This is a genomic window from Mycobacterium kansasii ATCC 12478, from assembly GCF_000157895.3.
Taxonomy (GTDB): Bacteria; Actinomycetota; Actinomycetes; order Mycobacteriales; family Mycobacteriaceae; genus Mycobacterium; species Mycobacterium kansasii.
Genome location: NC_022663.1, coordinates 5,099,096 through 5,112,034 on the forward strand (window position 1 = coordinate 5,099,096; position 12,939 = coordinate 5,112,034).

13 protein-coding genes and 1 pseudogene are annotated in these 12,939 nt (G+C 68.0%); 10 read left to right on the top strand and 4 right to left on the bottom strand.

Features of this window, described 5'->3' with window-relative positions; genetic code table 11:
- Position 1 precedes the first annotated feature (1 nt).
- From MKAN_RS22175 to MKAN_RS22215, 9 genes are all read left to right on the top strand, one after another.
- On the top strand, positions 2-661 hold the full coding sequence (locus MKAN_RS22175; protein ID WP_023372116.1) for a hypothetical protein: 660 nt from the start codon (positions 2-4) through the stop codon (positions 659-661).
- A complete protein-coding gene (locus tag MKAN_RS22180) occupies positions 661-2,127 on the top strand; it encodes a proton-conducting transporter transmembrane domain-containing protein (RefSeq protein ID WP_023372117.1) in 1,467 nt (488 codons plus the stop codon). Before MKAN_RS22175 ends, MKAN_RS22180 begins: the two co-directional genes overlap by 1 nt.
- A gap of 11 nt (positions 2,128-2,138) precedes the next feature.
- A complete protein-coding gene (locus tag MKAN_RS22185; protein ID WP_371877785.1) occupies positions 2,139-3,611 on the top strand; it encodes a hydrogenase large subunit in 1,473 nt (490 codons plus the stop codon).
- Between the two features lie 113 nt (positions 3,612-3,724).
- A complete protein-coding gene (locus MKAN_RS22190; RefSeq protein WP_023372119.1) occupies positions 3,725-4,597 on the top strand; it encodes an ABC transporter ATP-binding protein in 873 nt (290 codons plus the stop codon).
- Positions 4,594-5,430, top strand: a complete 837-nt coding sequence (locus tag MKAN_RS22195; RefSeq protein WP_023372120.1) for an NUDIX hydrolase — start codon at positions 4,594-4,596, stop codon at positions 5,428-5,430. Before MKAN_RS22190 ends, MKAN_RS22195 begins: the two co-directional genes overlap by 4 nt.
- Positions 5,427-6,176: an enoyl-CoA hydratase gene (locus MKAN_RS22200; protein WP_023372121.1), complete on the top strand. Its 750-nt coding sequence runs from the start codon at positions 5,427-5,429 to the stop codon at positions 6,174-6,176. Before MKAN_RS22195 ends, MKAN_RS22200 begins: the two co-directional genes overlap by 4 nt.
- A gap of 10 nt (positions 6,177-6,186) precedes the next feature.
- Positions 6,187-7,161 (top strand): class I SAM-dependent methyltransferase, encoded by a 975-nt coding sequence (locus MKAN_RS22205; RefSeq protein ID WP_023372122.1) that lies wholly within the window; start codon positions 6,187-6,189, stop codon positions 7,159-7,161.
- Positions 7,119-8,342, top strand: coding sequence for a THUMP-like domain-containing protein (locus MKAN_RS22210; protein WP_225722957.1), 1,224 nt, complete (start codon positions 7,119-7,121; stop codon positions 8,340-8,342). Before MKAN_RS22205 ends, MKAN_RS22210 begins: the two co-directional genes overlap by 43 nt.
- 71 nt (positions 8,343-8,413) lie before the next feature.
- Positions 8,414-9,097 (top strand): esterase, encoded by a 684-nt coding sequence (locus tag MKAN_RS22215; RefSeq protein WP_023372124.1) that lies wholly within the window; start codon positions 8,414-8,416, stop codon positions 9,095-9,097.
- Between the two features lie 3 nt (positions 9,098-9,100).
- Here the strand turns inward: MKAN_RS22215 and MKAN_RS22220 are convergent, their stop codons facing one another.
- Positions 9,101-9,487 (bottom strand): hypothetical protein, encoded by a 387-nt coding sequence (locus MKAN_RS22220; protein ID WP_023372125.1) that lies wholly within the window; start codon positions 9,485-9,487, stop codon positions 9,101-9,103.
- A gap of 16 nt (positions 9,488-9,503) precedes the next feature.
- Positions 9,504-10,769 carry an outer membrane protein assembly factor BamB family protein gene (locus tag MKAN_RS22225; protein WP_051404586.1) on the bottom strand — a complete coding sequence of 422 codons (1,266 nt, stop codon included), beginning with the start codon at positions 10,767-10,769 and terminating at the stop codon, positions 9,504-9,506.
- A gap of 216 nt (positions 10,770-10,985) precedes the next feature.
- Here MKAN_RS22225 and MKAN_RS22230 point away from each other — a divergent pair, with 216 nt between their 5' ends.
- Complete coding sequence (locus MKAN_RS22230; RefSeq protein ID WP_023372127.1) at positions 10,986-11,723, top strand: acyltransferase; 738 nt, start codon at positions 10,986-10,988, stop codon at positions 11,721-11,723.
- Between the two features lie 268 nt (positions 11,724-11,991).
- On the opposite strand, the gene MKAN_RS32210 is transcribed toward MKAN_RS22230, so the two are convergent.
- Complete coding sequence (locus MKAN_RS32210; RefSeq protein ID WP_023372128.1) at positions 11,992-12,321, bottom strand: PIG-L deacetylase family protein; 330 nt, start codon at positions 12,319-12,321, stop codon at positions 11,992-11,994.
- A 217-nt stretch (positions 12,322-12,538) separates the two neighbouring features.
- Positions 12,539-12,922 (bottom strand): annotated as a pseudogene (locus MKAN_RS33105) (PIG-L deacetylase family protein); the annotation flags it as partial.
- Positions 12,923-12,939 lie beyond the last annotated feature (17 nt).

A 12,939-nucleotide genomic window follows, 5' to 3' on the forward strand; every position in this document is an offset into this window, starting at 1 on the left:
CATGACGGAGCTCAACTATGCGGGCGTGCTGGAACTCGCGCCGGGTGGGCTGATACTGACCGCGGTGCTGCTCGTATGGCGGCGTGACCTGCGCTCCATCGTGCGGCTGCTGGCGGCCCAGGGCGTCGCACTGGCAGCGATTCCGATCATCGTCGGCGGCCACTCCCATGACTGGGAGCCGGTCGGGGTCGGGGTCGCGCTGCTCGTGCTGCGCGGGGCGGTGCTGCCGGCGCTACTTGCCCACGCGCTGGGCGCCGAAGATGCGCCGCGCGAGGCGACTCCGCTGATCAACACCACTGCGTCGCTACTGATTGCGGCGGGCCTGACGGTGGTCGCGCTGGCAGTCACTCGACCGTTGGTGGCACTGGACCCCGATGCGGCGGTCAGCGCCGCCCCGGCAGGCCTGGCGGTGGTGTTGATCGCCTTGTTCGTGATGGTGACCCGACGGCACGCCATCTCGCAGGCCGCCGGATTTCTCATGCTGGACAACGGGATTGCGGCTACCACATTTTTGCTGACCGCCGGGGTGCCGCTGATCGTCGAATTGGGCGCCTCACTGGATGTGCTGTTCGCGTTGATCGTGCTCGGCGTGTTGACCGGACGACTGCGCCGGATGTTCGGCGGCACCGATCTGGACCGGCTGCAGAGATTGCGAGACTGATGACCGTTCTGATGCTGGTGCCGATACTCGCGCCGCTGATCGCGGCCGTCGTCGCGATGGCCGGCGGCTGGCGCCGGTGGACGGCGACACTGACCGTGTTGTCCGCGGTGGCCGTGCTCGCCTCGGGCGTGGCGCTTGGTGTCCAGACCGCAGCCCGACCGCGTGTCCTGCTGGCGGGGATGCTGCGCGTCGATGCGCTGTCGGTGACCATGCTCATCGTCATCGGCGTGGTCGGCAGCTTGGCCACCTGGGCAAGCATCGGATACCTCGACTCAGAACTCGAGGACGATCACACCGACCTCCGTGACGCGCGGCGGTACGGTGCGCTGACGCCGGCGTTCCTGTCGGCGATGGCGGTCGCCGTGTGCGCCAACAATATTGGCGTGATCTGGGTCGCGGTGGAAGCCACCACCGTGATCACGGCCTTTCTGGTCGGACACCGTCGTACCCGCACCGCCTTGGAGGCCACCTGGAAGTACGTGGTGATCTGCTCGGTCGGTATCGCCGTGGCGTTTCTCGGTACCGCCATGTTGTATTTCGCGGCCCGGCACGCCGGCGCCGTCGGCGCGACGGCGCTGGATCTCGATGTCTTGACTGCGCACGCCGCCCACCTCGACCCGGCCGTTACCCGGCTGGCCGGCGGGCTGCTGCTGATCGGATATGGCGCCAAAGTCGGGCTGGTTCCGTTTCACGGATGGCTGGCCGACGCGCACAGCCAGGCGCCGGCACCGGTGTCGGCGCTGATGAGTGGGGTGTTGCTCTCGGTGGCTTTTTCGGTGCTGATCCGGCTGCGGCCGATCATCGACGCGGCGGTGGGGCCGGGCTTCCTGCGCTCCGGACTCCTGACGGCCGGCCTCGCGACGGTCCTTATCGCAGCGTTATTGCTCACTGTCACAACGGATCTCAAGCGTATGCTGGCATACTCGTCGATGGAGAACATGGGGTTGATCGCGATCGCGGCGGCCGCGGGCACCAAGCTGGCGATCGCGGCTTTGCTGCTGCATGTGCTTGCGCACGGCATCGGCAAGACGGTGCTGTTCCTGGCCGGGGGACAGTTGCAGGCCGCGCACGACTCTACGGCGATCGGCGAGATCACCGCGGTGCTGTCGCGGTCCCGGTTGGTCGGGTGGTCGTTCGCCGTCGGCGTCATTGCCTTGCTCGGGTTGCCGCCTTTCGCCATGTTCGCCAGCGAGGTGGCGATCGCTCGATCGCTCGCCAGTGCCGGGCTTTCCTGGGTACTCGGCGTCGCGCTGGTGTTGATGGTGGTGGCTTTCGCCGCTGTGGCGGGCAACGCGCAGCGGATCCTGCTCGGGGTGCCGAGCGCCGGAGCTCCGCGGATCGCCGTGCCCGCCACGGTGGCGGCCGCAGTGACGACCGGCGTCATCGCGTCGGTCGCGCTGGGTGCTACGGCGGGCCCGCTCGCCGGGTTGTTCAATGCGGCCGCCGGCCAGTTCGGGGCGGGTTGATGGAGCGAAACATGGTGCGGCGAAAGGTATCCGGTGATGAACTCGCCAGGTCGGTGAGCGAGTTGCTGGCGGCCGGCTATCGTCTGGCCCTGGTTGCCGCGCATGACGACGGCGAGACCCTGAGGATCGTCTACCTGCTGCTGGCGGGACAGCCGGACCGCCGCGTGGAGCTAACCTTGACCACCGACGCGGCGACTCCGTCGGTTCCGTCCCTGGGGCATCTGTCGATTCCCGCGGGTCGTTTCGAGCGGGAGATGATGGACTTGTACGGGGTTGTGCCACAAGGGCATCCGCAACCGCGGCGGCTGGTGCGGCATGGGCATTGGCCCCAGGAGTGGTATCCGATGCGCCGTAACGCCGGTCAGCCGCCACCGTTTCCGAATGCCGGCCGGTTCCCGTTCCTGACCGTCGACGGGCCGGGCGTTTACGAAATACCGGTCGGGCCGGTGCACGCCGGCCTGATCGAGCCCGGGCATTTCCGGTTCTCCGTCATCGGCGAATCGGTGTTGCGGCTCAAGGCTCGATTGTGGTTCGTCCACCGCGGTATCGAGAAACTCTTCGAGGGACGAAACGCGCTCGGCGCCATGGGGTCGGTCGAACTTGCCGAGCGGATCAGCGGTGACAGCGCGGCTGCCCATTCCCTGGCGTACAGCCTGGCCGTCGAGGAGGCCTTGGGATTGACCGCGCCCGAACATGTGCACCGGCTGCGGGCCCTGCTTGTTGAACTGGAACGGCTCTACAACCACGCCACCGATCTGGGTGCGCTGGCCAACGACGTCGGCTTTGCGCTGGCCAACGCCCATGCCCAGCGCGTTCGCGAACGGCTGCTGCGGATCAACCGGCGGGTGACCGGACATCGCCTGCTGCGTGGCGCGATCCGCCCCGGCGGCGTGGTGCTGCAAGAGCTTCCCGAACCTGACGAATTGCGTGCGCTGGCACACGAGGTCGCCGAAATCAGCGACCTGACACTGCGCAACACGGTGGTCTATGACCGGTTTGCCGATACCGCTGTGCTGACGCGTGACGACGCGCATACCGTCGGTTGTCTCGGGTATGTCGCTCGGGCCAGCGGCATCGCCACCGATTCGCGCCTCGATCACCCGACCACCACACTGCCGGTCACCGCGGTACCCGGCAGCGGCGGTGACGTACTGGCCCGCTACACAATTCGGCGTGACGAATTCGCCGCATCGGTCGCGCTGGCGTGCACCCTGATCGAGGATCACCGCGGCTCGTTGCGATCCAACGCGTCACTGACGGCGACACCCGGCAACTCCGGGGTGGGCATCGTCGAAGGCTGGCGCGGCACGGTCGTACACCGGGTGGAAGTCGACGAGTCGGGGCGCATCACCCGATGCAAGATCGTCGACCCTTCCTGGTTCAACTGGCCCGCGTTGCCGGTCGCCATGGCCGACACGATCGTCCCGGACTTTCCGCTTGCCAACAAGAGCTTCAACCTGTCCTATGCGGGCAATGACCTCTAGCTGCCGAGCAGACTGGCCGAGCAGACGCAGAATCGCACGAAATCAGCGATTTCGATGCGATTCCGCGTCTGCTGAGCGGACGGGGTCGACCCGACAGCTACCGCACGAGGGCGGTGCGGCACGATTGGCGGGTGCCCGAATCCGGCTCACCAGCTGACCAGGAGACAGCCGATCCAGACCTGCTGATCGACTTCAGGAATGTCTCGCTGCGCCGCAACGGGCGCAGCTTGGTGGGGCCGCTGGATTGGGCTGTCGAACTCGACGAACGCTGGGTGATCATCGGTCCCAACGGGGCCGGCAAGACGTCGCTGCTGCGCATCGCCGCGGCAGCCGAGCACCCGTCGACCGGAGTCGCATTCGTGCTCGGTGAACGGCTCGGCCGAGTCGATGTGTCGGAGTTGCGTGCCCGGATCGGACTGAGCTCGTCGGCCCTGGCGCAGCGGGTGCCCATCGACGAAGTGGTGCGCGACCTTGTCGTCTCAGCCGGATATGCCGTGTTCGGCCGGTGGCGGGAGCAGTATGACGACGTCGACTACCGGCGTGCCGTCGACATGCTCGAAAGCCTGGGGGCCGAACACCTGGCCGACCGCACCTACGGAACGCTGTCCGAAGGCGAGCGCAAGCGGGTGCTGATCGCCCGGGCCCTGATGACAGACCCGGAACTGCTGCTGCTCGACGAACCCGCCGCGGGCCTGGACCTCGGCGGCCGCGAGGAGCTGGTGGCGCGGCTGGCCGACCTCGCCGCCGACCCGGATGCGCCCGCGCTGGTGCTGGTCACCCACCATGTGGAGGAAGTGCCGCCCGGGTTCAGCCACTGCCTGCTGCTGGCCGAAGGCCAGGTCGTCGCGGCCGGCCTGCTGCCAGACGTGCTGACCGCGGAAAACCTGTCCACCGCGTTCGGCCAGCAGATCGCCGTGGACGTCGTCGACGGGCGATACTTCGCCAGGCGGGTCCGCACCCGCGCAGCTCATCGGAGGCAGCCATGAACTCACCGCCGGAGCAGGTGCCCCTGGTGCCACGGCCCGCAGCGACCGTGATGCTGGTCCGGGACGCGGAGCCCGATTCCGGGGCCGGCTTGTCCGTTTTCCTGATGCGGCGCCACTCCGCCATGGATTTCGCAGCCGGGGTGATGGTGTTTCCCGGCGGCGGCGTCGACGACCGGGACCGCAATGCCGATATCGCGTGGGCGGGCCCGCCGCCGCTGTGGTGGGCACAGCGCTTCGGCACCGAACCCGACCTCGCCGAGGCGTTGGTGTGCGCCGCTGCTCGCGAGACGTTCGAGGAATCGGGGGTGCTGTTCGCCGGACCGGCGCACGACCCGAACAGCATCGTGCGTGACGCCTCCGTGTACCGCGAGTACCGCGCGGCCCTGGCCGACCGCACGCTGTCCTTCGCGGACTTCCTGGGCCGCGAAGATCTGGTGCTGCGCTCCGACCTGCTGCGCCCCTGGGCCAATTGGGTCACCCCGGAGGCTGAGCTCACCCGTCGTTACGACACCTATTTCTTCGTCGGAGCCCTGCCGGAAGGTCAGCGTGCCGACGGTGAGAACACCGAGTCCGACCGGGCCGACTGGACGCTGCCCCAGGACGCCATCGACGACTTCGCTGCCGGGCGAAACATCTTGCTGCCGCCCACCTGGACCCAACTCGATGCGCTGGCGGGCCGGACGGTGGCCGACGTGCTGGCCGTGGAGCGCACGATTGTGCCGGTGCAACCCAACCTCGCGCTGCAGGGGGACAACTGGGAGATCGAATTCTTCGACTCCGACCGCTACAACCAGGCGCGCCGCTCCGGCGGATTCACCGCGTGGCCGCTATGAGGGAGTTCGTCGGCGTCGTCGCCAACGAGGGCCTGGCCACGCTGGTGGTGTCGCGACCGCCGACCAACGCGATGACTCGCCAGGTCTACCGGGAAATCGTTTCCGCGGCAGACGATTTGGGCCGCCGCGAGGACGTCGCAGCGGTCATCCTGTTCGGCGGCCACGAGATCTTTTCCGCCGGCGACGATATGCCCGAGTTGCGCACGCTGACCGCGACCGAGGCCGATACCGCCGCACGGGTGCGGCGCGATGCCATCGACGCCGTGGCGGCGATCCCCAAGCCGACCGTGGCCGCGATCACCGGATACGCGTTGGGCGCCGGCTTCACCCTGGCGCTGGCCGCCGACTGGCGGGTCAGCGGCGACAACGTGAAGTTCGGCGCGACGGAGATCTTGGCCGGGCTGATACCCGGCGGAGGTGGCATGGCGCGCCTGACCCAGGTCACCGGTCCCAGCAGGGCCAAGGAGCTGGTGTTCAGCGGGCGCTTCTTCGACGCCGAGGAGGCGTTGGAGCTCGGGCTGATCGACGACATGGTGGCGCCCGACGACGTCTACGACTCCGCGGTCGGGTGGGCGCGCCGCTTCGTCGACGGCCCGCCCCGCGCGCTCGCCGCCGCCAAGGCCGTCATCAACGACGTCCTCGAACTGGAACCGGCGCTGCGACCCGCCGCAGAACGGCGTCGTTACGTCGAGGTGTTCGCCGAATGTCAAGGCGGCGGCGGCAAGGGCGACGACGCCGGCCGTTAGGCTTCCCGGTATGACGAGCAGTTCGACCGACGTCGTGCCCAACCCGCACGCCACCGCCGAACAGGTGGAAGCCGCCCGGCATGACAGCAAGCTCGCCCAGGTCCTCTACCACGACTGGGAAGCCGAGAACTACGACGAGAAATGGTCGATTTCCTACGACCAGCGCTGCGTCGAGTACGCCCGGGGACGGTTCGACGCCATCGTGCCCGACGAGGTCCTGAGCGAGCTGCCGTACGACCGAGCGCTGGAACTGGGCTGCGGCACCGGGTTCTTTCTGCTCAACCTGATCCAGGCGGGGGTCGCCCGGCGCGGGTCGGTCACCGACCTCTCACCGGGCATGGTCAAGGTCGCCGTCCGTAACGGGCAGTCCCTGGGGCTGGAGATCGACGGCCGGGTGGCAGACGCCGAGGGCATCCCGTACGACGACAACACCTTCGACCTGGTGGTCGGGCATGCCGTGCTGCACCACATCCCCGATGTGGAGCTGTCGCTGCGCGAAGTGATCCGAGTATTGAAGCCGGGCGGCCGCTTCGTGTTCGCGGGCGAGCCGACCACCGTCGGCAACGGATACGCCCGTGCCCTGTCCACTCTGACCTGGCGCGTCGCGACCAACGTCACCAGGTTGCCCGGGCTGGGCAGCTGGCGACGTCCACAGGCCGAGCTCGACGAATCCTCACGCGCCGCGGCGCTGGAGGCCATCGTCGACCTGCACACGTTCACCCCGGCCGACCTCGAGCGGATGGCCAGCGGCGCCGGCGCGGTAGAGGTCCAGACCGTTAGCGAGGAGTTCACCGCCGCCATGTTCGGCTGGCCGGTCCGGACGTTCGAGGCCTCGCTGCCGCCCGGCCGACTGGGCTGGGGCTGGGCGAAGTTCGCATTCACCGGTTGGAAGACGCTGAGCTGGGTGGACGCCAACGTGTGGCGGCACCTGGCGCCGAAGGGCTGGTTCTACAACGTGATGGTCACCGGGGTCAAGCCGTCCTGAGCGGCCTCGCGTTCAGCGCGGACGACGTCGAATACCTCCGCTCGGACGCGGGTGCTGCTGCGTTGGCCGCGGTCACCGACTTCGAGTTGAGCGACGCGACGCGGGTCGCCGACATTGCCGCGGTGCGCGCGCGGTTCGGCAGCCAGGCGCCCATCCTGGTCGAGACCACGCTGTTACGGCGGCGCGCTACGGACAAACTGGCCGATCTGGGCGACGTCTCGAATTGGCTGTTCACGGATGAGGCGCTGCAGCAGGCCACGGTCGCGGCGGTGGCGCTGCATCGAGCCCGGCGGCTGGCCGGTCGGGTGGTGCACGACGCGACGTGTTCCGTCGGCACCGAGCTGGCCGCGCTGCGCCGAACGTCGGCACGGGCGGTGGGCAGCGACATCGACTCCGTCCGGTTGGCGATGGCGCGCCACAACCTGGGACCCGATGCCGACCTGTGTCGCGCCGACGCCCTGCACCCCGTGACCCGGGATGCCGTCGTCGTCGTCGACCCGGCGCGTCGCCGGGGTGGGCGGCGGCGCCTGCGCCCAGCCGACTATCAACCGCCGCTGGGCCCGTTGCTGACGACCTACCGTGGCCGTGAGCTCGTCGTAAAGTGCGCTCCCGGAATCGATTTCGAGCAGGTAAGCCGGCTCGGCTTCGAGGGCGAAGTCGAAGTGACGGCATACCGTGGCTCGGTTCGGGAGGCGTGCCTGTGGTCGGCCGGATTGGCCGAACCGGGGGTGCGCCGGCGGGCCAGCATCCTCGACAGCGGCGAACAGATCACCGATACCGGGCCCGACGACTGCGGGGTGCGGCGCGCCGGGCGGTGGATCATCGATCCCGACGGGGCCGTCGTCCGGGCCGGCCTGGTCCGCCACTACGGCGCCCGGCACGGGCTGTGGCAGCTCGATCCCGAAATTGCCTACCTGTCCGGTGACCGGCTGCCCGCGGGGGTGCGCGGTTTCGAGGTGCTTGAGCAGCTGGCGTTCGACGAGCGCCGGTTGCGCCAGGCACTGACTGCGCTGGATTGCGGGGCGCTGGAGATCCTGGTCCGCGGCGTGCAGGTGGATCCCGACGCGCTGCGGCGACGGCTGCGGTTGCGTGGCAGCCGACCACTGTCGGTGGTCATCGCCCGGATCGGTTCGGCGGCTGCCGGCCGCGGGACCGCCTTCGTATGCTGCCCGTCCCGGTAGTGGCCGGGTACGCTGGCGGCGATCACCCTTGGCGGCGCCACTGCCCGAAGGTCTGCGAGGAATATTCGACAATGCGTCATCTGATAGCGGCCGCAGTGCTGGCTGCTGCGGTCCTGTTGGCTTGCCCGGCGGGCGCCGCGCCGCCGTCCTGTGCCAGCCTCGGCGGTTCGGTCGAGGCAGCGCAGATGTGCCACATCCATGCGACCGGCTCCAGCTACACACTGGACATGACCTACCCCGTCGACTACCCCGACCAGCAGGCACTGACCGACTACATCACGCAGAACCGCGACGGATTCGTCAACGTGGCGCAAGGGTCGCCACGACGCGACCGGCCGTACCAGATGGACGCCACCGCCGAACAACACAGCGCCGGCCAGCCACCACACAACACCCGCAGCGTAGTGCTCAAGTTCTTCCAGGATCTCGGTGGCGCACATCCGTTCACCTGGTACAAGGCCTTCAACTACAACCTCGGGACCAAACAACCCATCACCTTCGACGCGCTGTTTGCGCCCGGCACCACGCCGCTGGACGCGATCTTTCCGATCGTGCAACGAGACCTGGAACACCAGACCGGCCTCGGAGTGGTGATACTGCCCTCCAACGGGCTCGATCCGAGCCACTACCAGAACTTCGCCATCACCGACGACGACTTGATTTTCTACTTCGCCCAGGGCGAGCTGCTGCCGTCGTATGCCGGAGCAACTCAAGTCCAGGTGCCGCGCAACGCTATCCCGCCGTTGGCCATCTAAGCCTTACACCGGGCCGGCCAGCGATTCCATGGCTGCCGCGGCACCGCCTAACGCCAGCTGCGCCACGCACCCGATGATCGGTACGAAGAAGGCCACTGTGCGCCGCGCGAGACGTGACACGGTGACCACGAGGTCGGCGACGAAGATCGCGATGCCGGCCCACAAGCCCAACCTGATGGCGCGGTCGACCCAGGCCGGATCACCACACGGCTGCCCACCGCACGGGTCGGTGCCCATCACGAGTATGCCCAGCACCAGCATCGTCGCCACGAACAGCAGCGCGTGCACCCCCAGCAGCAGGATCGCGACGGTGACATCCAGCGCTCGGTGGGCGGGGCTGCGGCGGCTGGACACAGCCGCGGTCGCCGTGGCCGCATCATCGGTAGACATCGACTAAGTATGGCCGCTAAGCCGGCGCGAAGCTGTAGACCTGGCCGTCGCTGGTGGCGGTTACCACCCGGCGGTCATACCCGATCGACACCCCGACCGGATATCCGGTGGCCGCCGGCAGTGGATAGCTGTTGATCGTATGACCGTTGGCCGGATTGAAAACCAGCAACGACAAACCCGGCCCGCCGTCGTGCGGCGGACCCGCAACCACCGTGTAGCCGACCTCGCCCCCGCCCAGGCTGGACGTCGACAACGGCATGACGTCGTCGCGTCGCCAGGCCTGGTCGGCATGGTCGCCGGCGTCGTGGAAGGCCACCAGCTGGGCGTCGGGACCACCGCCGGACACGATCAGGCCATCCGGGGTGACCGTGGGCGGAGTTTGCGCCAGAAATCCCAGCGGCACCGACCATTTGACCTTGCCATCGGCGGCGTGCAGGGCCCACAGTTGTTGGTCGCGGCCGTTGACGTAGACCGTCGTTCCGTCGGCGGACAGCACCGGACTGGCGAGCACCCCGTCTTTGACGGCGTCACTGGCCCATTCACGGACCAACTGTTGGTCTCGCAATTTCAGGCCCACCAGCCCCGCCCCCGGCGCCCCCGGCTGCCAGACACCAAGCACTACCGTCCCGTTGACCGCTGAGAAAGCCGGGGCGTCTGCCACCGGACAACCCATCCGTGCCGGCGCGCAGTCGGCCAATCCGCGCATCGGATCGGCCGGATCGACGCCGTCGACCAGATCCACCGGGCTGCCGACCACCCTGCCGCGGTGCGTATCGAAAACCAACACCTGCCCGAGGTGGGTTGCGACGAGCAGGTGGCCGTGCCCGACGAATCGCGGAGTGGTCGGCATCCCGATCACGGGTTGGCGCCAGCGTGTCCACTGGGTGACGGGAAAGGCCACCATCGCTCCGGGCTGTCCGACGTAGAGGTTGTCGAAGCCGTCCAGTAAGGGGCCGGCGAAGCCGCCACCCTGCACCAGCCGGACACACCAGCGCTGGCGGCCGTTGTTGTTGTTCTCCCACTCCATCAGCGAACAACCGGCCGGGGTCTGCGCGTTGATCGCCAGGTAGCCGCGGGCACTCAGCGCCGGCCCGGCCGCCAGGCTGCCCTTGACCGAACGCGTCCACGCCAGCTTGAGCTGGCTGGCGCCGCTCGTGGCGGTGTAGCTGCTGTTGGCGGCATCGCCGTATTGCGCGGGCCAGCCCAGTGCCGGCGCGGCGTCGACCCAGGAATCCGTGTTGCCGCAACCGTCGAGTGTGATCGTGAGTACGGCAGCGCACATGGCGGTCAGCAGACGTCGCGCAAGCACCTCGACCTTTCGCAGTCCTTTCGCAGGGTTCCCCAATCCTTCCGCAACGTCGGTCGCCGGCAAGCGAGTCGGGCCCTTCGGCACAGCAGCCATCGGGTACAGGTGAGGGTAACGCGTGGCGGCACGCGGGTGCCTGACCCCCACGGGACGCTGTGCGTCCCGAGAAGGAATCAGGCTAGGCTTCCCGCCATGACGACCATGTGGGGTGCGCCGCTGCATCGCCGCTGGCGTGGTGCGCAACTGCGAGACCCGCGCCAGGCCAGGTTCCTCACGCTGGCATCGCTGAAATGGGTAATAGCCAACCGTGCCTATACCCCGTGGTACCTGGTGCGCTACTGGCGGCTGCTGAAGTTCAAGCTGGCCAACCCGCACATCATCACCCGGGGCATGGTGTTCCTCGGTAAGGGTGTGGAGATTCATGCGACGCCGGAGCTGGCCCAACTGGAGATCGGCCGCTGGGTGCACATCGGGGACAAGAACACCATCCGCGCCCACGAGGGCTCCCTGCGTTTCGGCGACAAGGTGGTTCTCGGCCGGGACAACGTCATCAACTGCTATCTCGACATCGAGATCGGGGCGTCGGTGCTGATGGCGGACTGGTGCTACATCTGTGATTTCGACCACCGCATGGACGACATCACGGTCCCGATCAAGGACCAGGGCATCGTGAAGTCGCCGGTCCGCATCGGGCCCGACACCTGGGTCGGTGTGAAGGTGACGGTGTTGCGGGGCACTTCGATCGGGCGCGGCTGTGTGCTGGGATCGCACGCCGTGGTTCGCGGCGTCGTCCCCGACTATTCGATCGCCGTCGGCGCTCCGGCCAAGGTGGTCAAGAATCGGCAGGTGGCCTGGGATGCGTCGGCCGCTCAGCGGGCAGAACTGGCCGCTGCCCTGGCCGACATCGAGCGGAAGAAGGCGGCCCGCTGAGAACCCGTCCGCAAGGCTAGCCAACCAGCGGCGGGCCCCTACCGCAGAGCATCTCAGGCGGACAAGAGCACGATCCCGGATCGGGTCGGGGCCACCACCGGGTGAGCCGCTTGACGGCGCGTCGGACGCTGACCGGCCCGAGGCTGCTGGACCCCGCCGAGCCGTCCGATGGGCGCCTGCCGTGCGGTAAGTACCTGGTGGTCATGCTCGGCTGGTGGCTTCGGTCGACATGATCGTCGGATGCGACGTGTGCCAAGTCTCGCCCGCGTTACACGTCGAATAGCGACGTCGCGAGTTCTGGCTCGGGCAGGACCTGGATGAAGTATTCGACGCCGAACATCTCTCGCAGGATGCGGTCGGGGAACATCGTCGGGTCGATCGGGTATTGCGAGCGGTGCGCGGCCGTCGCCCTTATCTTGTGGCCAACGAAGTCGCTGATGTCGATACAGGTGGTGACTCTGGGGTCGATCTGATCGCCCGAGGACAGCGACCGTGTCCGGAGGGGTTGCGTCTGCTCGCCGCGGCCCTCGAAGCCAGTCGGCTCGGCTGCGGAGAACGACAGGCACGTGACGTCGTCGAGGGCGACGACGTGGGCCACGGGAGAACACCGAAAGCGCCCTGACGAATTCGGCGGTCCCCTTGAAGCGGGAATTCAGTTCGACCACCCACGCAGCGAGACGGTCGCGCAACAGCATCCGGTTCTGGGGCATGTGACAGTGAAACAGACGAATCGATGCATCGGATCGCCGCGCATGGCAGGCCCTGGTGACGACGGCTCCCACGGCGATGTGGTCGGGATGGCCGCTGAAGCCGTCGGGACCAAAGGTCACGACGACGTCGGGCTCGATCTCGTTGATCAGGTCGATAGCGAGCCCCGCAAGGACGTCGGCGTCGAGTGCGTGGAGCCCGCCATCGGGGTAGTCGAAGCACCTTGTCTCGTGCAGCCCCAACTCCTGGCCGGCGGCTCGCAATTCGCTCTTCCGAACGGCCATGAGGTTTGTCCTCGTCGCGACGCTCGCATCCCTGATCTGGCCCGCGCCACCCCTGGTCATCGAGACCACCCTGACATCGGCACCAGCGCTCGCGTACTTGGCGAGGGTCCCTCCGGCACACAGTGTTTCGTCATCGGGGCGAGTGAAGATCCCCAGCACCCGCCGCCCCCGGAGATGTTCAGACCTCAAGGTGCTGTGGTGCGCCATGTGGAACCACCCATCGA